The sequence below is a fragment of the Pseudomonas lyxosi genome (assembly GCF_047758685.1).
GTDB lineage: Bacteria > Pseudomonadota > Gammaproteobacteria > Pseudomonadales > Pseudomonadaceae > Aquipseudomonas > Aquipseudomonas lyxosi.
The window spans coordinates 4,048,350-4,068,756 of sequence record NZ_CP180481.1; the positions used below are offsets into that span (position 1 = coordinate 4,048,350).

The 20,407-nt window shown below is 53.1% G+C and carries 18 protein-coding genes and 1 pseudogene; 14 read left to right on the top strand and 5 right to left on the bottom strand.

Features of this window, described 5'->3' with window-relative positions; translation table 11 throughout:
* Positions 1 to 17: 17 nt before the first annotated feature.
* On the top strand, positions 18 to 347 hold the full coding sequence (locus ACMXYI_RS18670; protein WP_415773924.1) for a hypothetical protein: 330 nt from the start codon (positions 18 to 20) through the stop codon (positions 345 to 347).
* A 102-nt stretch (positions 348 to 449) separates the two neighbouring features.
* On the opposite strand, the gene ACMXYI_RS18675 is transcribed toward ACMXYI_RS18670, so the two are convergent.
* The gene (locus ACMXYI_RS18675; protein WP_415768506.1) at positions 450 to 1,166 is read right to left on the bottom strand and encodes a glycosyltransferase family 25 protein; all 717 of its coding nucleotides are present in this window, start codon (positions 1,164 to 1,166) and stop codon (positions 450 to 452) included.
* Between the two features lie 316 nt (positions 1,167 to 1,482).
* Here ACMXYI_RS18675 and ACMXYI_RS18680 point away from each other — a divergent pair, with 316 nt between their 5' ends.
* On the top strand, positions 1,483 to 2,136 hold the full coding sequence (locus ACMXYI_RS18680) for a peroxiredoxin (protein WP_415768507.1): 654 nt from the start codon (positions 1,483 to 1,485) through the stop codon (positions 2,134 to 2,136).
* Positions 2,137 to 2,139: 3 nt separating this feature from the next.
* Here the strand turns inward: ACMXYI_RS18680 and ACMXYI_RS18685 are convergent, their stop codons facing one another.
* Entirely contained in the window at positions 2,140 to 2,310 is a 171-nt protein-coding gene (locus ACMXYI_RS18685) for a hypothetical protein (protein WP_415768508.1), read from the bottom strand.
* Between the two features lie 377 nt (positions 2,311 to 2,687).
* Between ACMXYI_RS18685 and ACMXYI_RS18690 the strand changes: the two genes are divergently transcribed.
* The 5 genes from ACMXYI_RS18690 (at position 2,688) to ACMXYI_RS18710 (ending at position 7,727) form a co-directional block, all read left to right on the top strand.
* Positions 2,688 to 3,185 (top strand): hypothetical protein, encoded by a 498-nt coding sequence (locus ACMXYI_RS18690; RefSeq protein WP_415768509.1) that lies wholly within the window; start codon positions 2,688 to 2,690, stop codon positions 3,183 to 3,185.
* Positions 3,186 to 3,644: 459 nt separating this feature from the next.
* Positions 3,645 to 4,202 carry a polysaccharide biosynthesis/export family protein gene (locus tag ACMXYI_RS18695; RefSeq protein ID WP_415768510.1) on the top strand — a complete coding sequence of 186 codons (558 nt, stop codon included), beginning with the start codon at positions 3,645 to 3,647 and terminating at the stop codon, positions 4,200 to 4,202.
* 86 nt (positions 4,203 to 4,288) lie between these two features.
* Positions 4,289 to 5,344, top strand: a complete 1,056-nt coding sequence (locus tag ACMXYI_RS18700) for a hypothetical protein (protein WP_415768511.1) — start codon at positions 4,289 to 4,291, stop codon at positions 5,342 to 5,344.
* Between the two features lie 20 nt (positions 5,345 to 5,364).
* Positions 5,365 to 6,927, top strand: coding sequence for a GumC family protein (locus ACMXYI_RS18705; RefSeq protein ID WP_415768512.1), 1,563 nt, complete (start codon positions 5,365 to 5,367; stop codon positions 6,925 to 6,927).
* Positions 6,928 to 6,995: 68 nt separating this feature from the next.
* On the top strand, positions 6,996 to 7,727 hold the full coding sequence (locus ACMXYI_RS18710; RefSeq protein WP_256657768.1) for a CpsD/CapB family tyrosine-protein kinase: 732 nt from the start codon (positions 6,996 to 6,998) through the stop codon (positions 7,725 to 7,727).
* 44 nt (positions 7,728 to 7,771) lie between these two features.
* Here the strand turns inward: ACMXYI_RS18710 and galE are convergent.
* Positions 7,772 to 8,747, bottom strand: a pseudogene (galE, locus tag ACMXYI_RS18715) (UDP-glucose 4-epimerase GalE).
* Between the two features lie 242 nt (positions 8,748 to 8,989).
* Here galE and ACMXYI_RS18720 point away from each other — a divergent pair.
* Complete coding sequence (locus tag ACMXYI_RS18720) at positions 8,990 to 10,636, top strand: phosphoethanolamine transferase (protein WP_415768513.1); 1,647 nt, start codon at positions 8,990 to 8,992, stop codon at positions 10,634 to 10,636.
* A 64-nt stretch (positions 10,637 to 10,700) separates the two neighbouring features.
* Here the strand turns inward: ACMXYI_RS18720 and ACMXYI_RS18725 are convergent, their stop codons facing one another.
* Both ACMXYI_RS18725 and ACMXYI_RS18730 read right to left on the bottom strand, forming a co-directional pair.
* Positions 10,701 to 13,325, bottom strand: a complete 2,625-nt coding sequence (locus tag ACMXYI_RS18725; protein ID WP_415768514.1) for a glycosyl hydrolase family 5 — start codon at positions 13,323 to 13,325, stop codon at positions 10,701 to 10,703.
* Between the two features lie 5 nt (positions 13,326 to 13,330).
* Positions 13,331 to 14,854: an O-antigen ligase family protein gene (locus ACMXYI_RS18730; RefSeq protein WP_415768515.1), complete on the bottom strand. Its 1,524-nt coding sequence runs from the start codon at positions 14,852 to 14,854 to the stop codon at positions 13,331 to 13,333.
* Between the two features lie 95 nt (positions 14,855 to 14,949).
* Between ACMXYI_RS18730 and ACMXYI_RS18735 the strand changes: the two genes are divergently transcribed.
* From ACMXYI_RS18735 to ACMXYI_RS18760, 6 genes are all read left to right on the top strand, one after another.
* A complete protein-coding gene (locus tag ACMXYI_RS18735) occupies positions 14,950 to 16,326 on the top strand; it encodes an oligosaccharide flippase family protein (protein WP_415768516.1) in 1,377 nt (458 codons plus the stop codon).
* A 139-nt stretch (positions 16,327 to 16,465) separates the two neighbouring features.
* A complete protein-coding gene (locus ACMXYI_RS18740; RefSeq protein ID WP_415768517.1) occupies positions 16,466 to 16,660 on the top strand; it encodes a hypothetical protein in 195 nt (64 codons plus the stop codon).
* Complete coding sequence (locus ACMXYI_RS18745) at positions 16,657 to 18,126, top strand: FAD-dependent oxidoreductase (protein ID WP_415768518.1); 1,470 nt, start codon at positions 16,657 to 16,659, stop codon at positions 18,124 to 18,126. The genes ACMXYI_RS18740 and ACMXYI_RS18745 overlap by 4 nt, the downstream gene beginning before the upstream one ends.
* A 142-nt stretch (positions 18,127 to 18,268) precedes the next feature.
* Complete coding sequence (locus ACMXYI_RS18750) at positions 18,269 to 18,886, top strand: acyltransferase (RefSeq protein ID WP_415768519.1); 618 nt, start codon at positions 18,269 to 18,271, stop codon at positions 18,884 to 18,886.
* The gene (locus ACMXYI_RS18755) at positions 18,879 to 19,835 is read left to right on the top strand and encodes a glycosyltransferase family 2 protein (protein WP_415768520.1); all 957 of its coding nucleotides are present in this window, start codon (positions 18,879 to 18,881) and stop codon (positions 19,833 to 19,835) included. Before ACMXYI_RS18750 ends, ACMXYI_RS18755 begins: the two co-directional genes overlap by 8 nt.
* 8 nt (positions 19,836 to 19,843) lie before the next feature.
* Positions 19,844 to 20,368: a serine O-acetyltransferase gene (locus tag ACMXYI_RS18760; RefSeq protein WP_415768521.1), complete on the top strand. Its 525-nt coding sequence runs from the start codon at positions 19,844 to 19,846 to the stop codon at positions 20,366 to 20,368.
* Positions 20,369 to 20,407 lie beyond the last annotated feature (39 nt).

Below are 20,407 nucleotides of genomic sequence, written 5' to 3' on the forward strand. Positions count from 1 at the left end.
GTTGGGATCGAATGCAAATGCGGAATGTGATGGTTGCGCTGATTTCGTTAGGCCTGGCGAGCGTTGCTGCTTCTGTCCAGGCCAAAGAACTGGCCTCGAATGATCGTTACCTTTGCAGCTGGGGCGCAGGTACCGCGGCGAGAGCCCAGGAACTCAAGCTGTCCGGGGTTTCACTGTATGCAGCGCGGCAGAAGTTACGTACCTACAAGTTCAGCAAGCCGTGGATGCACATGATGGCGATGGGCATTACCGAGCAGACCTATGACAGTAATTCGCGGATGAAGCCCGCAGCCCTGCGCGAGAGCTTTTACGAGGAGTGCGTCCGGTACAAGTTGGCGCGCAAATGAGCAGGGCGGTCCGCCACAATCACCCGGACACGGCTCCTGCGCCGTGCCGGGTTGGTTACGTCAGGCATTGGGTACTTCAGACCTTCCCTGATAGAGAGAAAACTATCGGGTTCTTCTCAGGTTTTTTGCCTTTAACCTCCTGAGCATACCCATTACCGGCCGCAGGAGAGGCACCCGGTCAAAGATGGAAAGCTCATGCAGGTCCGTCCGCGAGGGCCTTTGATAGCCACAATTCCACGTAAAGTAGTAAGCCAGTATGTCTTTATTCTTATGAATAAGCGTATTGAGAGCAGCGTCATAATGCATCGGACCTCCGTCGGGATGTCCCGGTGGCCGCTCCAGAATCTGGAATAAAAAATCCCTCAATTTTCCAAAGCATTTCCCGTTTACAGCATAGAAATGGGCCAGATGTATTGGCCGGTCGACTGCCTTCCAAGCGGGCAAGTTTGAATTTTCTTCAAACGGATGCCCAAAATAGACGATGTCCCACTCCATACCTTCCAGAGACTCGATCGCCTCCCTCCCATATTGAGAAATATTTCTGGAAAACTGTATGTCGTCCTCCATGATCAAGATGTTTTTCAAGTTCAGGCGCATAGCCTCTTCCAGCACCCCCAGATGACTCAAAAAGCAGCCTCTGACGCCGACGCTCGGGAAGCCATTTCCCTCACTGGGCGTAACAGCCTCAAAAAAGCCTATTTTTTCATCATCAATGTGAAAGCCGTTGCGAGTGAATTCTTCAACTGTTTCTAAACGGCGATCCTTTCTTGACGAGATATTGATGATTCTTACTCGATCAAAATATTCGATCACATTCATCTGTCAGGTCCTTAGCGCAGACAATCAGGGCAGTTGGATTGGGGAACCCGCAGATTTCGGAAAAAATCGTACGTAAGCACTGCCGACAGGAGGCCATCCCTTACGTCTTCTGGGTTGTGTCCGTTTTCTCTATCGACCCCGGATTGCAGTATAGGCAGCATTTGCGGATGAAGTTTCAGTCTCGTAAATCCGCGTGCAGCACCAGTTCGAGAGGAGGGCGCCAGCCCTTCGGCGGGGTGCAGAGCGAAGTCTTCAAGGTCTCCTATACTGGGTCGTTCCGATAGTTTCCCTACCCTTCACAGCGAGGAGAACGCACATGACTGTTCGTATTGGCGACGAAGCACCGGATTTCACCGCCGAAACCACCGAAGGCACGCTCCATTTCCACGAATGGATTGGCGACAAGTGGGCCATCCTGTTCTCACATCCGAAGGACTTCACCCCGGTCTGCACCACTGAACTCGGTTATATGGCCGGGCTCAAGCCGGAGTTCGACAAACGCAACACCAAGGTTGTCGGCCTCAGCGTCGACCCGGTCGGTAACCATCAGACCTGGGCCAAAGACATCGAAGAAACCCAGGGCCATGCGGTCAACTACCCCATGATCGGCGACGAGAATCTGGTGGTGGCCAAGCTCTACGACATGATTCACCCGAACGCCGGTGGCGGCGCTCGTACTGCCGTAGACAACGCCACGGTGCGTTCAGTGTTCATTGTCGGCCCGGATAAAAAGATCAAGGCGATGCTGGTCTACCCGATGAGTGCCGGGCGCAATTTCGATGAAGTGCTACGGCTGCTCGATGCTATCCAGTTAAACGCCAAGCACACGGTTGCCACGCCGGTGAACTGGCGTCCGGGTGAGGATGTGATCATTCCTACGTCGGTATCCGACGACGACGCAAGGAAGAAGTACCCGGATGGCTTCAAGACGGTGAAACCTTATTTGCGTACGGTGGCGCAACCGAAGTAATGGTCATTCATTCATCCTGTCTTCAATCGCGATACCTTTTACGCGCATTGCATTGATCTGCTCGGCGCGGGTGCCAGGGAGGTTGAACAGGGTTCCCTGGCGCAGCGCCGAGACTTCTACAGTGTTCAGGACTGGGAATGCACGGGGAGCCTTTACCTGCCATGCCGTCTTCATGCGTCAAAAACTCTCACCAGTCGGGTACTTTCAGAAAGTTGCCGATAAACCCCGCCTTTACAGGCGTCGTCGGCGGTCGAGCCCATGCCATTGCCCAGGTGCCTCGTTGCCCGGTGTAGGGCGCTGCGCCGGGTCGTGGGCTAGCATCCTGATGCGGGCTGACGCCCATGCGTGAGACTATTTCACATAGATAGAATTCACTGGGCTGACGTGCTTGTTGTGGCGTTATTTTGACGCCACCCTCCCTAAAATGAAATTTCAATTTATTATTGTGACGAGCTATTGACGTAATGGCGATGTGCTTATAGGCTCAATTTAGCCGATACAGATTCCTTCAACCGACAAAAGAATAACCCCCTACGCAAGGAGGCGGTGTTATGCGCTCAACACTTGTCATTAAATTTGTGTTGTTGTCTGTGACCCTGAATGGTGCAGTCGTTGCTAGCGCTCAGGCGACCAGTTTGGCCTATGAAATTAGTCGCATAGGCAGCGCTTGCGAGGAGTTAGGGCCTCAACTTTGTACGGCTCTCAAAGAGCATACGGGTGGCGCACTGCTTACTGTTGGAAAGGGCCTTGGCTTGCCTTCATTGATCACTGATATTTACGTTGATGATGCCCATTCTGCGAAAGTTAACAGTGTCATACATCAAGCTGACTCGGGCGTGGATGTATCCGTCAATTCTTCTTCGCGTGACGGATTAATGGCGGCGGTTGACAATAAGCCATTCAAGATTGATTCATCTCTCCAGGATAAAAGTCTGGTGGGGGTATCTGATATCAACCATCCCAATGCAGTACCGCTTTCTGCGGCAGCATGGTTATTTTCTTCCGCCTTGTTTGGTTTTATTGTGGTCGCCAATCGACGGAAGATATAGGTGGTAGTTAACGTTTTTGGCAGTAATGGTTATTTAGACAGTCACTTTGGTGGCTGGGTAGACATACAGCTTTATGTATTGTTTTTGCGGGTGATGTCAGTCTTGCAATGATACTTGGTTTGTAATCGTTGATATCAGTTAGTTGCGCTGGCAAACGCAATCATAACCAGGTTGACAGTGTCGCAGTTGAGCTGGCTCAAGCGGGCATGGTGTAGTTAATATTGGCGCGGAATACATCGGGGGTGAATTGCTTGCTCCAACCTATTGTTAAATAACACTATTTTGCTGTTTTGCACTAACGTTCCGGTTTCAGGTGTGTTGCATTGGCGGAAATGACCGCCCAAAAGCTCAAGGTGATTGCTGTTTAGTAGTTTCTTTGGCTTGAAATAGGCTAGAGTGATTTGACTAGGTTTTTTTGTTCTAAACTCTTTGCATGGCTACTTAGACGGAGGGATCCCGATGTTCCGTTCATTGATACCTGTGCTGTGCGCGCTGGCCGTTTGGCCCAGCATTTCCAATGCCGTCGAAAACGATCCGACTTACCGGCTGAGTCCGGGAGATAACCTTTCTGTTTCCGTGTGGGGCGAAGACAAGCTCAAACAGGATGTACGCGTACTCCCCGATGGCAGCATTACCTTTCCGCTGGCAGGGCAGGTCAATGTTTCGGGGCTTGATGCCTCCGCTGTCGCGAAGCTAATCGCTCTCAAGCTTGAGGCTTTCATCCCTGATCCGCAGGTGAGCGTTGTCGTCACCGGCACCGAAGGTAATCTCGTCTACGTTCAGGGCAAAGTGCTGAAACCCGGCAGCGTGCATATGTCAGGTCAAACGTCAGTGCTGCAGGTAATAAGCATGGCGGGCGGGCTCGACAAATTCGCTGATAAAGACGACATTAAGGTCGTTCGGCTCAATGGGGCTAGACAAGAGATCCTGCGCGTCGACTATAGCGAGTTGATGTCAGGGAAAGACATGACCACCAATTTTCTACTTAGAGCCGGCGATACGCTGGTCGTGCCTTAGCCTTGCGCGAGGCACTAGGGATTACTTTGCTTGGATTTCGAACTACCGGGGTTGCGACGGCAATCCTGGCTTTGTCGTGTTCGGACATGGCCTATGCTGCGACTTGGCAATCAGCAATAGCAGTGCCTTCGACGGTCGAGTACGACAGCAACCCACTGCTGCTCACGAGTGATGAGAAGGGGGTGACCCGTACCATCATCGCCCCCGATTACAGCCTCGTGGGTACTTCCGGACGGGATGAGTTCCAGTTCGGTCTCGGGGTAAATGTCGTGCGTTCGTCGGATACGTCCATCGTTTCGGACCGTGAAGACCCCAGGTTAAGGTTAGGGTGGCAGCGCGAAACCGAAACGGGTGCTTTTGGACTCACGGCCAGATATGAAGAAAACTCTACGCTTTCCACGGTGGTTCAGGAAACCGGCGTAGTTGCCTCTGATGGCACGCAAAAGATGTATTTGGTGGGCGGCAACTGGAGCACTGCTCTCAGCGAGCGAAGCACCCTGGTTAACGAGACTGACTACACTCATGTCACTTACGATATTGCTTCACTGACCGACTATGACGAGCTGGCGACCCGCTTCAGCTGGAACTATGCATGGAGTGAGCAGGTCGAGCTGTTCACCCGTCTTAGCGTGAGGCGCTATGAGCCGGAGGAGGGATCTGCGGTGGCTTCCTCAAACAGCTACACCCCAACGGTCGGCTTGAATGTCCAACTCTCCGAGCGGCTTAAGGGGACGGCCTATGCGGGTCTCAACCAAGTCTCCGGCACAGGTAGCGGCCCCAAAGGCCAGGGCGGTTTAATGTTGCAATATGCCGGTGAGCGTATTGATACCAGCATCGACGCCAGTCGTAGCACTCTCGCCAGCGGGGACGGTGGTTTCGTCGAGGTTGATGCCCTGAGGGGTTCATGGAGCTATGCCGTCGATGAGACCCGGCGCACCGGTTTCGATGCCTCCTGGCAAGACTCCAAAGGCCGGACGCCTAATACCCTGCAAAATTACAGTGCCTGGTTTAGCCAAGAACTCTCGCCTTTTTGGATTGCGCGCCTATCCTACACATACAAACAACGCCAGCAAGATGGCTTGCCGGATGCCACTGCAAACGTCGTCGGGCTGACGCTGACTTATAGTTATCCCGGTCTCTGACATTCAGCTGTGTGAGAAATATGGCCTCTGACTACGAAATGTCGTTCAACGACTACCTAGCTATCATCAAGCACCATGCCCTGCTGTTGATCCTGAGTTTCGTGGTCATACTCGGCGTGTGCATAGCGGTAGCGATCTCTCTCCCGCCTACCTACGAGTCATCCGGCACGATTCTGGTGGAGTCTCAGCAGATTTCGCCAGACCTGGTGGCGGCCAACAACAATACCTTTGCCGATGAGCGCATCGAAGTCATTCGCCAGCGCGTGATGACCCGTGAGCATCTGGAAGGGATCATCAACAAATACAATCTTTTTGCTTCGCAAAGTCGGCAACTGAGCGTTACCGAGAAGATCGAAGAAATGCGCAACGCGATTGTGGTCTCCCTGGTCAGTGCTGCCGTTAAGGGGCGCGGAGAGGTGACGATTGCTTTCCGTCTTTCCTTTGAGCACAGGCAGCCAGAGATTGCGAACAAAGTTGCCAAGGAGCTGGTGACGCTGTTTCTGGATGAAAACATCAAGCAGCGCACCGAGCGCGCCAGTGAAACGACAGAGTTCCTGACGCAGGAGGCGGACAAACTCAGGGTGGAACTGGAAGCCCTTGAGAACCGGTTGGCGGACTTCAAACAGGCACACAGCAACGCGCTGCCCGAGCATCAGGAGCTGCGCATGAATATGTTGACGCGCGCCGAAACCGAGCTTAAAGAGGTCGACCGTGACTACAAAACTGCCCGTGAGGAGTTGCGCTTCAATGAGTTGGAACTTTCCGCCGCGAATGCCGGGCTAGCGACCAAGCCTGGGGCTCCCGGTGCGGCAGTTGATAAACCACAGGATCTGGCTAGCCTCAAAGCGGAGTACACCAGGCTGCAGTCGCTGTATACGCAAGCCCACCCCGACGTGCGTGCCGTCAAACGCAAAATCGCTGCACTTCAGGCTGGCAAAGGTGCTGATGGTGCAGCGGCATCGGTCAATCTGGACGTTGCCAAGGCCCAGGCGCGGATCTCCGCAGCAGAAGCACGTATCAAGTCGCTGGCCGATCAAAAGCAACAAATACTCGGAAAAATAGCCGAATACGAGGCACAAATTATTGAGACGCCGCAAGTCGAGCGTGGCTTGGTCACGGTGATGCGTGACCATGATAACGCTCGTAAAAAATATGAGGAGATTCGCACGAAGGAAATGAGTGCGAAAATTTCCGAAAGCCTGGAGCAGGAAAACAAAGCCGAGCGTTTTGTTCTACTGGAGTCACCGCTGATGCCCGAAAAGCCGGTGCGGCCGAACCGTAAAAAAGTAGTTGCCATGGGCTTCTTGCTTGCCCCGGTGGGTGCTGGCGCGCTGGTGATGCTCCTCGAGATGATGAGTCAGCGTGTGCGCGGTGCCCAGGCCTTGGCCAGCGTGCTGGGTAGACGCGTATTGGTTTCCATTCCCTACATTCACACCAAGGCTGAACTGGCACGCCGCAGGAAATGGCGAATGCTATTGATCGTCTGTGGAGTCGCGACAATCGCGATCTTTCTGGTGCTCCTGCACTTCCTCTACATGCCTCTGGATCTTCTGATGTTTAAAGCTCTGGGCCGGTTTGCATAAGGAATATAGCCATGGAAATAATCAATCCCGATACCGAAAAAGCCGAGCAACAGACCTCGTCAAAAGCCATGACACCGACCGCGCAGTCCACAGGTCTGAATGCACTCAGTTATGTGCAAACCAAGGTTGTACCTTTGCGACCAGATCACCTTGAGCGCAACCGCATTGTGGCTTACAACAAAAACTCGAGTATGGGCGGGGCATTCGATCTGCTGCGTACACAAGTGCTAAAAATCATGGAAGAAAATGGCTGGCGCACGCTCGCCATCACCTCGCCGACTCCAGAGGCAGGCAAAACGGTGTTGGCTATAAACCTGGCAATGAGTATCGCGCATCACACGACCAAGACGGCGTTACTGGTGGACTTCGACTTGCGTCGTCCGAAGGTGGGTGAGTATCTGGGTCTGCCGATGGATAAATCGCTTAATGAATTGTTGGCAGATGAAGCTGAACTGCAAGAAGTACTGGTCAATCCGACCTTGCCGCGCTTTGTGGTCCTGCCGACGCGTGAGCCGATTCCTCTTTCCACCGAGGTGTTGTCATCGCCTGCAGTGAGCCATTTGATTGCTGATCTGCGCGAGCGCTACAACTCACGCATCGTGATTTTCGACTTGCCGCCGTTGTTGAGTTCGGATGATGTGATTAACGTCTTGCCCAGGTTCGACTGCGTCCTGCTCGTTGTCGCCAATGGATTGAACAGCAAGAAAGAGATCGAGGAAAGCCTGCATCATCTTGGGACCGCCAATCTGATTGGCACGGTGTTGAACAAAGCCGAGCGCGAAAACCGCTCTTACTACTAGAGCATCACCCGCAGGAGATCGGCGCTATTGGCTAGCGCCGACGCTCAGTGCCAAGGGTACTTCTGCTCCCAGCTCCAGGCGTGCGCCACTATCTGTTCAAGTGAGCCAAATTGCGGTTGCCAGCCAAGTAATGTGTTGGCCCTTCGGGGATCGGCCACTAGGCGTGGTGGATCACCCGCGCGACGTGGCGCTTCGCTGACAGAGATATCCTGGCCGGTCACGTAGCGCGCGGTATCTATCACCTGCTGTACTGAGAAACCTTGACCGTTACCGAGGTTGAACGCCGTGCTTGCCCCCCCTGCCAGCAGATAATCCACGGCGAGCGCGTGAGCGGCAACGAGGTCGAACGTGGACGTAGTCGCGAATGCAAGTGCCGTCAGGCGTGTCGTAATCACGGCCATAGACGGTGATGGTTGCGCGCCGTCCGGAGGCGGCTTGCAGGATCAGGGGCAGCAGGTGGGTTTCCGGTTCATGGCGTTCACCTAACTGTCCTTCAGGGTCTGCTCCGGCGGCGTTGAAGTAGCGCAGGCAAACCGATTTCAGCCCGTATGCGCGGTCGAAATCTTCAAGCATCTGCTCCACCATCCACTTGCTGCGACCATAAGGGTTGATCGCGACCTTGGGATGCTCCTCGTCGATAGGGACATACACCGGGTCACCGTAGACGGCGGCGGTCGAGGAGAAAATGAAGTTTTTAACCCCGGCGCGAACCATCGCCTGGAGCAGCGTCAGGGTGGCGGCGAAGTTGTTTTGATAGTACTTGGCAGGTTCAGCGACGGATTCGCCCACCTGTATAAAGGAGGCGAAGTGGAACACGGCATCGAAGTGGTGTCCCGCAAACAGGGTGTCCAGCGCCTGTTCGTCGGCTATGTCCAGTTCGACCAATGTCCCGCCCCTCAACGCACTGCGATAGCCTGTTGAGAAATTGTCTGCCACCACAAGATCGTGGCCTGCACTCAGTAGCTGCTTCACCATGTGCGAGCCGATATAACCCGCGCCACCCACCACCAAAAATTTCATCCTGATCTCCGATTTCCTGGGCGATTGCTGTGCAAGCACCGATTGAAACGTCAGTGCGATCCGCCTGACCATTACATTAAAGGACAAGTTGGATTTTTCGCTACAAGCTTGCTGGCAATAGCCGAGACTCGCTACGTTTGGAGCGCCAAAGGAGAGAATATTTCGAACAAGATACAGCGAGCGCGCCAATTGGAGCTACCCTCTGAGGAGGCATTTGGGCATCCTGCGAGAATAATTATCAAATGAAAAACTCTGCCAAAGTTATCGATTACTCATTGAAAATATTTAAAGCAGAGTGGCCAAATTTAGTCTTGTGGTCATATCTGCTATCACCGTTGATTATTAGAACGCTAACAAACTATCAATACTCTAAAATTGATTTATTGGTCTTTTACACCCTTGGCATGTCGGTGTTGTGGCTTTTGGCAATTCGATTTATTTCATCCAATCAATTCAAGGTTCACCTCATTCTACTGCCATTCTATTTGGTAGCAGCTGTTGATCTCTTTTTGGTTTTGAATTTCAACTCGAGATTAACAGCTGCCTATATATTTATTGGCTTGACAAACCATCAGGAGGCAAGCGAATTTCTACCGACCTATTGGCAGCCCATCAGTATAGTTTTGGTGATTTTCATATTTTGCTATGGTGTTGGATTAATTGGCCTGCATAAGCGCGAATTATATAAAAACAAAGGTATTTTTGTTTTGGTTGTCAGCGCTTTGCTAGTGGGGTATGGGGCGTATTTTTATAAAACCGTCAAACTTAATTCTTTCGGGAAATCTGCAGTCATGGATCTCCTTGCAAAAGATCAAAGTACTCCAGCAGGTTATTTGTCGCAAGTTGCCCTTACTGCAAACTTGTATTTTGGGACGGAGGAGCTGATCAAGCGCCGTCGGGAATCTGATGTAAAAATAACCAGCATGTCGGATCAATCAAATATAGAAACTATTGTTTTTGTAATCGGTGAGTCATCGCGGCCGCACAACTGGTCCCTCTACGGTTATAACAAGGACACCACCCCGAATCTCGGTAAGCAGGCGGGGATTTTCAAGTTTAATCAGATCTGTACGACAGCCCCCTATACCTCGTTCGCGGTTCCTTCAATGCTGAGCCTTGAGCCTATATCGGATTGGGACGCCATTGCGTCAACCAAATCATTGGTGGGTATATATCGCGCAGCCGGGTACATGACCTATTGGTTGTCTGTTCAGGAGGTTGATAGTTTTGGCGGAATAATTCCACAGATAGCTGCAGAGGCACAATACCGTCAATATTTTGAGAGAAGCTATGATGGAGCATTGATTTCAGAATATGAAGAAATACTAAATAAAAGCGATACAGGAAAGAAAGCCATATTCATTCATGTCAAGGGTAGTCATTTCGAGTATTCCCGCCGGTATCCGGAAAATTTCGATAAATTCAAGCCGTCAACAGACAGCTTCAAAGACAAAATTACCGCAGAATATGATAATAGTATTTTGTATACGGACTGGCTGTTAAGCACAATTATTGATCGGTTGAAGTCAAGCAAAAAGCCATCTGTCTTGTTTTATTCATCGGATCATGGTGAGAACATGATGGATGACAGTCGAGGGCTCTTGGGTCATGGAATTGGCAATAAATATGATCTTCCTGTTTCGGCATTTATCTGGGCATCCGATAATGTTTCAAGCCAACAAACGCTTAAGCTTTTAAAGTTGAAGGAGAGAGAAAGTCAGAAAGTAAGCGTATCCTCCTTGCCTCATACTCTTTTAAGTATCACAGGGGTTTTAACGAGCAAGTATAAAAGTTCGGATGATTTATTAAGTGATGATTTTGTATCGTCGAAATGTCCACATCTGCTCGGCGCAGGCTATGTTCCATCGTTTGATTTTGACGCCCTTTGAATAGCCCTCGCGGAACAACACCGCAAGGTGTTGTTCCATCAGGTTGAGGTCGGCTGCGCATCGCCTAAGGTTGTGCTTGCGTGACGTCTTTTTTCAAGAACAACCAGTTCGACGCCTGCAAGCCGTCGAACTTGATTGTATAGCGGCCATCAAGGTAGGTCGCGGGCAGCTTCTTCATTTGCCTCAGAATGCCGTGGGTGAACAGTGTCAAGCCTTGCGGGGCCTGGATGGTTAGCGTGCCCTCGAGGGGCTCAACGTAAAAAGGTATTTTGTCGCCGTCCTGGGGGATGGCACGGGTGCCTAACGAAATCAGTAAATCCTGTGATCGACCCAAAGGCGCGTCGTCCAGACTTTGCACCACCACACTGGCGTTGGCGGTCTTCACTTGCACCTTAATGTTGCCAAGGCTGATCGACTCGCCGCCGATCCAGCCGGTAGCGGCCTGGGTACGCGGTGTATTGATGGTGTAGATGCCTTGTTTCCAGTTGCGCTTTAGCTCGCCCGTGTCGGTCGTGGACTCGATGGCATTGGCGTCCAGCAGCGACTGGTCAGGGTCATGAAATTCCTGTGCATTGCTTGGGATAACGCTCTGTTGCAACCAAGGCAATTCAGGCGTCTGTGGCATCGCGATTTCCAGCTTGCCTTTCTCCATGGCTGTGCGCAGGAAAGCAGAGTTGGCCGGTGTGATCATTTGGTTGAACAGGGTGCCTGGCGTCGGCGCGAAGACGTAGGTCGTTGTTGCTTCGCGAACGTCTGCACGGCGATAAAGCAAGGCGGCGGCGGGCAGGGTGGCCAGCATTGCAGGGTCGTTATAGGCGTGCCAGTTGTTGGCACTCATCCCTTGGCCCCCCAATGGCTCCTGACTGTAGGCATATTGCATCAGTGCATCCCAGCCTTGGTGGCGGGCGGTGCCGGCGATATAGAGTGGCAGCGAGTGACGGTCTGGTATCGGGAAGGGCTCATTGTTCCACTCGGTGACGGTCAAGGGTTTGCCGATGACCTGGCCGGCGGCAATCCAATTCACTATGCCGTCGCTGTAGAACGGGTTTTTCTCGACCTGTCCCGAGCCACCGTAGCTATGGACATCTATTACGTCGCCGGCAGTAAGGGCCGGCAGGGAGTTCAGGCCATTGCGGCCCCAGCTACTGGTCGTGGCGATGGGGACCTTCACGCCTATTCCACGCAGGTGTTGAATCATGTCGACGTTGAAACGTCGCTCCAGATCGTTAAGGAACATCTTGGAGGGGCCTGGCTCCCAGGAGCGCCAGGTCTGGTCTGCAGACAGATTGTGCTGTTTGGCAAAAGCCTCGGCCTCCGCCATGTAGACGCGGTTGTGCTTGGGCAAATTCTTGTCTGGCAACAGGGCGTTGCCAAAGTGGTTGGTGACGTCGTTTTCGTTGGTAATCAGTACGGCGGCGATCGCGGGGTCGTCTTTGTAGGCGAGACCGGTATAGCTGTTTACATGGGTCAGGTAGTCTTCGGCAAAGCGCTTCATGGCTTTCTGAATGGTGAGATTCACATAGGAATAGCCCTTGAGATAGGTAAAATTCTGCTCTTCTTTTGGCAACTCATCGAAGCCATAAATGTTGTCGTTTTCAGTAAAGACTCGCTGGACGTGCAGATCGAGCCACACATAAATGCCTTCGTCTTTCAGGCACTTGATCCACCAGTCGATTTTTTTCTGCGATTCCGGGCTCAGTTGCTGGGTGCTGCGCGTGACCCTGCCGTCGCCAAAGATGTTCGGCAAGACCCATGGCGAGTCATGGTGGTGCAGTCGAACAAGATTGAAGCCCAGTGCCGACAGGCGTTTGGCCTGCAGCTTGATTGCATCGTCTGACGTTTGGAACAGCGTGTAGGCCGAAAGGTTGGTGCCCCAGAAACGCGCCGCCGTGTTGTCGGCAAATAGCAATTGCTCGCCGGAGGCTTTGATGAAGCCGCGCTTGCCTGCAGGTTTTTCCTGAGCGTTGAGAAAGGACAGGTCGACCGGTGAGGTTTTCCAGTCGAGCTTGTCAGTCGGCCAGCTCTTTGGGTCCGACAACCCGAAACGCTCGGTAGTGGTCGGGCCGATCGCTACATCGCCAGAAACGCTCAAAGTGGCTGTGAAATCCAGGCGGCCAGGTTTGATCGTGTTCTTGAAGAAAAAAGCACGCACCTCGGATTTACTGCCCGGTTCCAAGTACACACTCGCCAGTGCGGGCTCGAAGCGCATTTCGATGCGTCGCCCTTGTGCATTGCCCCAGGTCCAGCCGCGGTTGTCGGGTAGCAAAGTGGGCTCACCCATTTCTCCAGCAAAAAGAGCGGGGTCGAATTCGAAGACGATGCCGCCACCTGAAACGCCAGACTTCCCGCTGTGTGCATCCACGGAAAAGTTCCAGGTCAGCTTTTGCTCGTCTTGCTTCTGAATCTGTGCAGTCAAGTCGAAATCCAGCGCTTTGTTTTTACCTGCAAGGGAGTACCGATAAGGGGTATTTACCTTGAATTCGGTCTGCAAATACGTCCAGTCCCAGTTGCGCCCAAAGAACGAGAATGTCGTAGCAATTGCCGGACTGCCTCCACGCTCCATCATTGGCAGGCCGTTGCGCTCATCCACACTGACGACCCAGTCCGACGCCCAGGTACGAAACGGCCAAATAGCAAAAAACAGCAGTGGCAGGAGCAGTATCCGGGGGCGACGAAACAACTGGACCATGGGTTCTACCTGAGTTGGAGGTGGGCGCTCGCCGTGACGGCCGTCGAGGTCTGTTTGAGCCTGCGTGCCATCTGAGCGTAGGCCACGCCCAGTCCGGCCACCGACCAATACACCACGGGGATTACCGTGATACTGCTAACGGTAACGATGGTGATCAGGATCCCGGCCAGTGTCGCCAGAAGTGCACGTCCGAGTCGGCGTGCCTCATCGTCTTCGTTGGGGAACGAACGCATCCCCTTGCGGATGCCCTGCAGAACACTGGCGAAAAAAACCACGAAAAGCGTCAAGCCAATCAAACCGAACGACAGCGCGATGCCGATATAGGTGTTCACGATATCGATGATCCCCTGGCCCTGAATCATGGACTGCATTTCCGGTGTGCTGCGGAAATTGAAAGAACCCAGCCAAGGGTTGCGCTGGATAACGATCACGGCGTTATCAATCAAGCGCTGCCGGTAGGTGATATTTTCGACTTCCACCGTGCCGATAAACGGTAGCAGATCAATGACTTTTTGCCCGCCCGGCACGACGGCCAGCAAGGGAAGGGCGAGCACCCCGGCGGCGGCCAGCAGCATCAGGCGTTTGATCGCTTTACGGCCGGTGCCGATGAACACGACGATGATGACGGCTGCACCGATCCAGGGGCCGCGCGACAGCGGCGCGAACAGACCACCGGCGAGCAACAGTGCGCCGAGGATGCGCTGCAATTTGCTACGTACATCCTCCTGCAAGTACAGGTAAAAGCCAATGGCCACGCTGATGACGAAGCCCAGCGCAATGGCCTGGCCGGTCGTGGCGCTGGCGCGTAATGAGCCACCTCGGCTCAAGTAGCCGGGATCCCATTGCATGCCCATGGCGAAGACAACCCCGCTGTACAGCTGCCAGTGCTTGGAATATTCGAAGAGACCTATAAGCGACAGCACCATGGCGGCGAGTACAAAACCGAACAGAGCATCCTTGAAGTCGCTGAGGTTCTTCAGCGCCCGGCTGGCAACGTAGTAAGGCAAAAAAACTTCGAGGAACATGTAGAGCATTTGGCGCAAGGTGTCAGTGACGGTGGTTTCACGCAGGAAAAGCAGACTCGTCAGCAGGAGGTAGGCGGCTAACAGTTTGTCAGGCCAGGTGCGCCCGAAAGTGATCGTGTCGGCGCGCTTGCGCAGAGCCAGAAAAGCCGGAAGCAACACGCACAGTGCCAGCAGACGAATATGGTTAAGGGCAAAAAAATAGTTGATCAGGCCGAAGCCCGGAATCTCCGACGTGGCCGGCGGGATGAGAAACACCAGAAGGAAAAATAGCGCCACGGGATTGCGTTCGCGATTTCGTGCGAAGGACAAAACGATCGCGGCAATGCCTGCGTACACCCAGAAACTGTGCGAAAAAAATGCCAGTAGCGTCAATACGAACCACAGATTGCGCCGACGAGTGAAATTACGGTCGGGAATCAGGTCTGCTGCTGGTCGACGTGCCATGGCAAAAACGATACCAGCAAGGACCAGAATGACGATTAACGCTCGGAAATGCTCAGGCATGGATGATTGGACTTATTGATTGATGAGCGACGGCTAGTGGAATGGCCAAACGCGACTATAGTTCCTTTTGAGCCATTGAGTCCGGGGATGATGTTATGTCGTTAGTTGAATTGTCGCCAACGTCGGGCCTTCGTAAGCGAGCGATCTCTGCCGGGGCATGGAATCTGGGGGCGCTGGTTACGTCTCAAGCCTTTCGCTTGGGCGGCAACCTGATAATGGCCCGTCTGCTGATGCCGGAGATGTTCGGCATCATGATGATCGCCATCACTGTTTCTCTGGTTCTGCACATGCTTTCCGATGTCGGCTTGCGCCAGAACATCATCCAGAGCCCGCGTGGCGACGATCCGGTATTTCTCAATACCATCTGGACCGTGCAGATCGTGCGCGGCTTTATCCTTTTTGCTTCGACACTTCTCCTCGCGGCCCTCGCCTGGTATGCACAGACCATTAATCTGTGGTCGCCCAATTCCACCTACGCCGCACCCGAGTTGCCGCTGGTGTTGGCCGTGACCGGTTTCTCGGCAATCATCGTTGGCTTTCAGTCGACCAAAATCGACCTGGCAGTGCGCGCTTTCCAGCAAAAGAAAGTGGTGCTCACCGAGTTTGGGTCTCAGGTCGTCGGGCTGGTGGTCATGCTGGCCATCGGTTACTTCACCCGGTCCATCTGGTCGCTGGTGATTGCAGGTCTGGTCCAATCGATGGTCAACACGCTGCTGGGGCATCTCTGGTTTGAGGGCCCTTCTAACCGTCTGCAGTGGGAGCGTTCTGCGCTCGATGAATTAGTCGGCTTCGGCCGTTGGATCCTGTTGTCGTCGGCAGTGGGCGTATTGGCCATGTACGGTGATCGTGTCTGGTTCGGCGGCAGCATGACGCCCGCTGAACTGGGCGTTTACTCCATTGCCGTGCTGATTTTGGGAGCTGTTCAGCTTGCGTTGCAAAAGATAGTCGGGTCCGTGGCCTTGCCGGCTTTCAGTGAGGCCACAAGAACTAATGACACCGTACGGCTCCACGCTTTGTACTACCGCTTGAAATTGATGCTCGATCTTGCCTGCCTGTTTCTCTGTGGACTGTTCCTGACCGGCAGTCCACTGCTCATCAGCGTCTTGTACGATGAGCGTTACGCTCAGGCCGGCAACATGATGGCCATTCTTTCACTTTCTTTTTTCACAATGCGCTACGGGCTGGCGCATCAGGTCTGGATTGCCTTGGGACTCACCAAGTACCAGGCCATGGATAACATTATTCGCGTGGTCTCGTTGTGGGTGCTGCTGCCTCTGCTGCTGGCGATTGGTGGGGTCAAATATGCGATTTGGGGCGCTGCCCTGTACACGTTTCCTACGCTTGTCCTGGTTTTTTATGTCAATTGTCGTCTGGGGCTGTTCAGTCTCAAGCGAGAACTGGTAGTGCTGCCAATGCTGGCGGTGGGGGCTTTGTGTGGGGAATTATTGACGGGTCTTTTTAAATGGCTTTGATCTGATCTATTTCTCTTGATGTTTCCAAAGCTGTGGCACAGCGTCGCCATTGAGGAATTGATGGCGGTCGCCAAAAAATGTGGCCTTGATATGTAGTTGAAAATTCCAACGTAATCTCGGTGTCGTGGAGCTTTGAATCATGAGAAAAACTGATTTGAATACCTCTGTGATGGGGCGCAGAGGCTTCCTCCAGGCTTCTGCTCTATTGAGTCTTGGGGGGCTCATGTTCGGATTTTCCAAAGCCGTTGCCCGACCTTCTGCTGCTAAATCCGAGTTTGTTGTCATCAACGGATGGGTGCTGCCTGCCCGGCATTTTCGGCAAACACAAGCATGATCAAAGACTACCAATCGCAGAAAGAACTCCGCGACCACTATGACGTCTGCATCATAGGCGGGGGGCCGGCCGGCATTACGCTGGCCTTGCGTTTGGCCGGTAATGGCCGGCGTGTGGTGCTTGTCGAGGGCGGCGGGCACGAGTATTCACCGGCCTCGCAGAACCTCTACAACGTCTCATCGTCAGGCCTCGAGGTCTACGCTCATGAAACACGCCTGCGCTTTCTTGGCGGGACCTCCAATCACTGGGCCGGGCGATGCCGTCCATTCGAAAAGTCGGACTTTGCCGTAGGCCCTCCGGTGCCCGTGCCCGGTTGGCCCATCGCGTTTTCCGAGATCGAGCGCAATCTGTCGGCGGCCATGGATATTGTCGATCTTCCGCCGAACTCCGGATTCAAGGCTATCAACGCGACTTTGGACGGCACCGACTTTGAAGCTGATCGTTTTCTGCTAAGCCCGCCGACGCGATTTGCACAAAAATATGCCAGGGAACTGAATGAGACCGAGGGGCTGGATGTCTTCATCCATTGCAATTGCGTCGATCTTGAGTTCGACAGCAAGACCGGCCGCATAGCAACGATAGTCGTCTCGGACTACGAGTTGCATCGAGAGCGAGTCAAGGCAAAACAATTCATTCTGGCGACAGGCGCGATCGAGAATGCCAGGCACCTGCTCAACAGCGAGTCTCTGGCCGCTGGCGGTATCGTCACCAAGGATGGTTTCGTCGGCAGATGCTTCATGGAGCACCTGAACGTCGAAATGGGAAACTTCATCCTGAAAGACGGGCAGGGTACAGGTGCTCGGCAAGAGTACTTCACGACCGATGCATTCGTGATGGAGCACAAGTCAGGTAAAGGGAATGTGACGGCCACGCTTGTAGCTGAAGTGAAATCCTATGGGCGAATGGCCTCCATCAAGAGCTTTTTCGAGAACCTCGTTTGCGAAGTGGGTGCGGAGCGCAAGGTTGAATTTATTGCCAAGTTCGATTGCCCTGGAGATGGGGTGCTTGGCACGCTGATTGAGCAGTTTCCCAACCCCAATAGCCGCATCTCATTGCTCGACGAGCGAGATGCGCTAGGGATGAGGAAGGTCAAGATTCATTGGGAGCTGACTCCTGCAGACAGGGAAACCGTCAAGTCCATAGGGCTCGAAGTGGCAAAGTGTTTTGCCGACACAGGGCTGGGCTTCGTCAAGTTGGAAGAGTGTGTGTATGACGTCGATTTGCCACTGAAGCTCAATCCCCATGCTCATCATATGGGGACCACGCGGATGGCGACTTCGCCTGAGTTTGGTGTGGTCGACGAGAACTGCAAAGTGTTTGGTGTTGAGAATCTTTACGTTGCGGGCAGCAGTGTTTTCGCTACAGGCGGTGCCTGTAACCCCACGATGCCTCTTTTGCAACTCGCTCTAAGGCTGGCAGATTATCTCAACCATCAGATGGGGCCCGGGGTGGGCAGATATTCATGAAGGGTGGGGAGGGGAGCATGTGTGGATTATTTGAGTGTTGGGTTTTAGGGAAGCGTCTACGCTTAGGGTAGTGGTAATGAAGAATCAGGGTGTATCTAACTCTGGCACAGATGTCTATCGCTGAATTATTGAGGCTAACAGGATGATTGGTCTACTAAAACGTACTATTGCTTATATTGCAAAAACAACGGGGCATGGGACCTCTATCTATAAAAAGTTCTGTAAACCGAACGGGTATGATTGGGCTAAACATATGGTTCGGTGGGGGGGGCTGCACTCCATCGGTAAAGGTGTATGGATCAATCCTGCTGCCAACATAACTGACCCTTCGCTAGTACGACTTGGAGATAATGTAGGTTTATCGTGTTGCACGCTGTTCGGCCACGATGGAGTAGTTGGCATGCTCGAGGTGCGCTATGGTAAAAAACTTGACTCTGTCGGCGCTATCGACATACGTGATAATTGTTTTATCGGCTATGGCTCTATCATCATGCCGCGTGTGACTATTGGCCCAAATTCGATTGTCGCAGCCGGTGCTGTAGTCATAAAGGATGTTCCTCCTGGGGTAGTGGTTGGGGGTAATCCAGCCAAGGTTATTTGTACGCTGGATGAGGTGTTGGCGAAAGTCGAAGAGCGTAGCGCCACTTATCCGTGGATTGACCTTATCAGGCAGCGCAGTGGTGTATACGACTCGGCACTTGAACCGAAGCTTATAGCAATGAGAGCGCAACACTTTTTTGGCGAGCAACCCAATGGTTAGTGCTCCCCTTGACGTGTTGGTAGTTAATTACAATACAGCGGCGCTGTTGCAACCGATGTTTAATGCGTTACGCCAGTCAAACAGTGTGGGTCGCACGCGCTATTTGGTGGTGGACAACGCCTCTGCCGATAATTCGCTGGAGTGTCTGGCAACTATCTGTCCAGAGGCGTTGCAACTGGCCAATGAAAATAACGTGGGATTTGGTCGTGCCAATAATCAATTGGTTGAGCACCTGCAGGGCAAGTATGCGTTGCTGCTCAATACCGATGCCTTCGTTTCTGCGGATACCCTGAGCAAGACCCTCGACTACATGGAGACTCATCCTGATTGCGGTGTCCTCGGCGTTCGGTTGGTTGGACGAGAGGGCGATTTACAGCCCTCCTGTCGCTATTTCCCGACGCCGTTGAATATCTTCCTCGGGCGTACAGGGCTTGAACGCTTTTTCCCTATGGTGAAGAGGGTCGACGACATGGCCTGGGATCATGCTTCGGTGCGTGAGTGCGACTGGGTGCCCGGGTGCTATTACCTGATCCGCCGTGAAGTCATCGACCGGGTTGGCTTGTTCGATCCGCGCTACTTCCTTTACTTCGAGGAGATAGATCACTGCAAACGCGTTAAACAGGCCGGCTGGAAGGTCGTTTACTACCCGCATACCACGGTGGTGCATATCGGCGGTGAAAGTGCCAAGTCTGTCGACAAACTCAATGCGGCTAGTCGTCAGCTACCCACGTTACAAATCGAAAGTGAGCTTTTGTACTTCCGCAAGCACCACGGTCTGCCTGGTTTAGCCTCACATATGCTACTGGTGAGTCTGGGTGATCTGATTTTGGCGCTCAAGGCGATATTGAAAGGCCGCGGTCTGGCCGCTTTAGGGACGTGTTGGCAGCATACTCGTGTGACCTGGGCTCTGCTGCGTGATACCAAATTCGCTAGCCAACCAACACGGTAGAGCCAGTTATGTTCGAAAACATACGTGCGGACTTGCATGCATACGCCGGAGATTGGGGGGCTCAGGGGTTTTGGGTGATGGTGGTTTATCGCTTTGGGCGCTGGCGTTACGGTGTGCGACCGGCACTGTTACGCAAGTTGTTTTCCTTTATATACAAAGTGCTCTTCAAACTGGTGCAGATCGTCACGGGTATCGAGCTGCCGTGTGAGGTTGTGGTCGGGCGCAACTTCGTCATCGATCATTTCGGCGGAATCGTGATCAGTGGCTATGCGCAGTTCGGCGATGATTGCCGTATTCGCAATGGCGTCGTTGTGGGTCTCAAGAATGTGAGTGAGCCGATTGCTCCGGTGATGGGTAACAATGTTGATATCGGTGCTGGGGCCAAGGTGCTGGGCAATATCCGCATTGGTAACAATGTCGTGATTGGTGCCAATGCTGTGGTGCTGACCGATGTACCAGACGACTCGGTGGCAGTGGGCGTGCCTGCGACTATCAAGAAGAGGAAGTACGCAGAATCGAGGGAATTCTCATGAACCACCCGATGGATTACTTCAATTGCGTCGCTGAGTGAA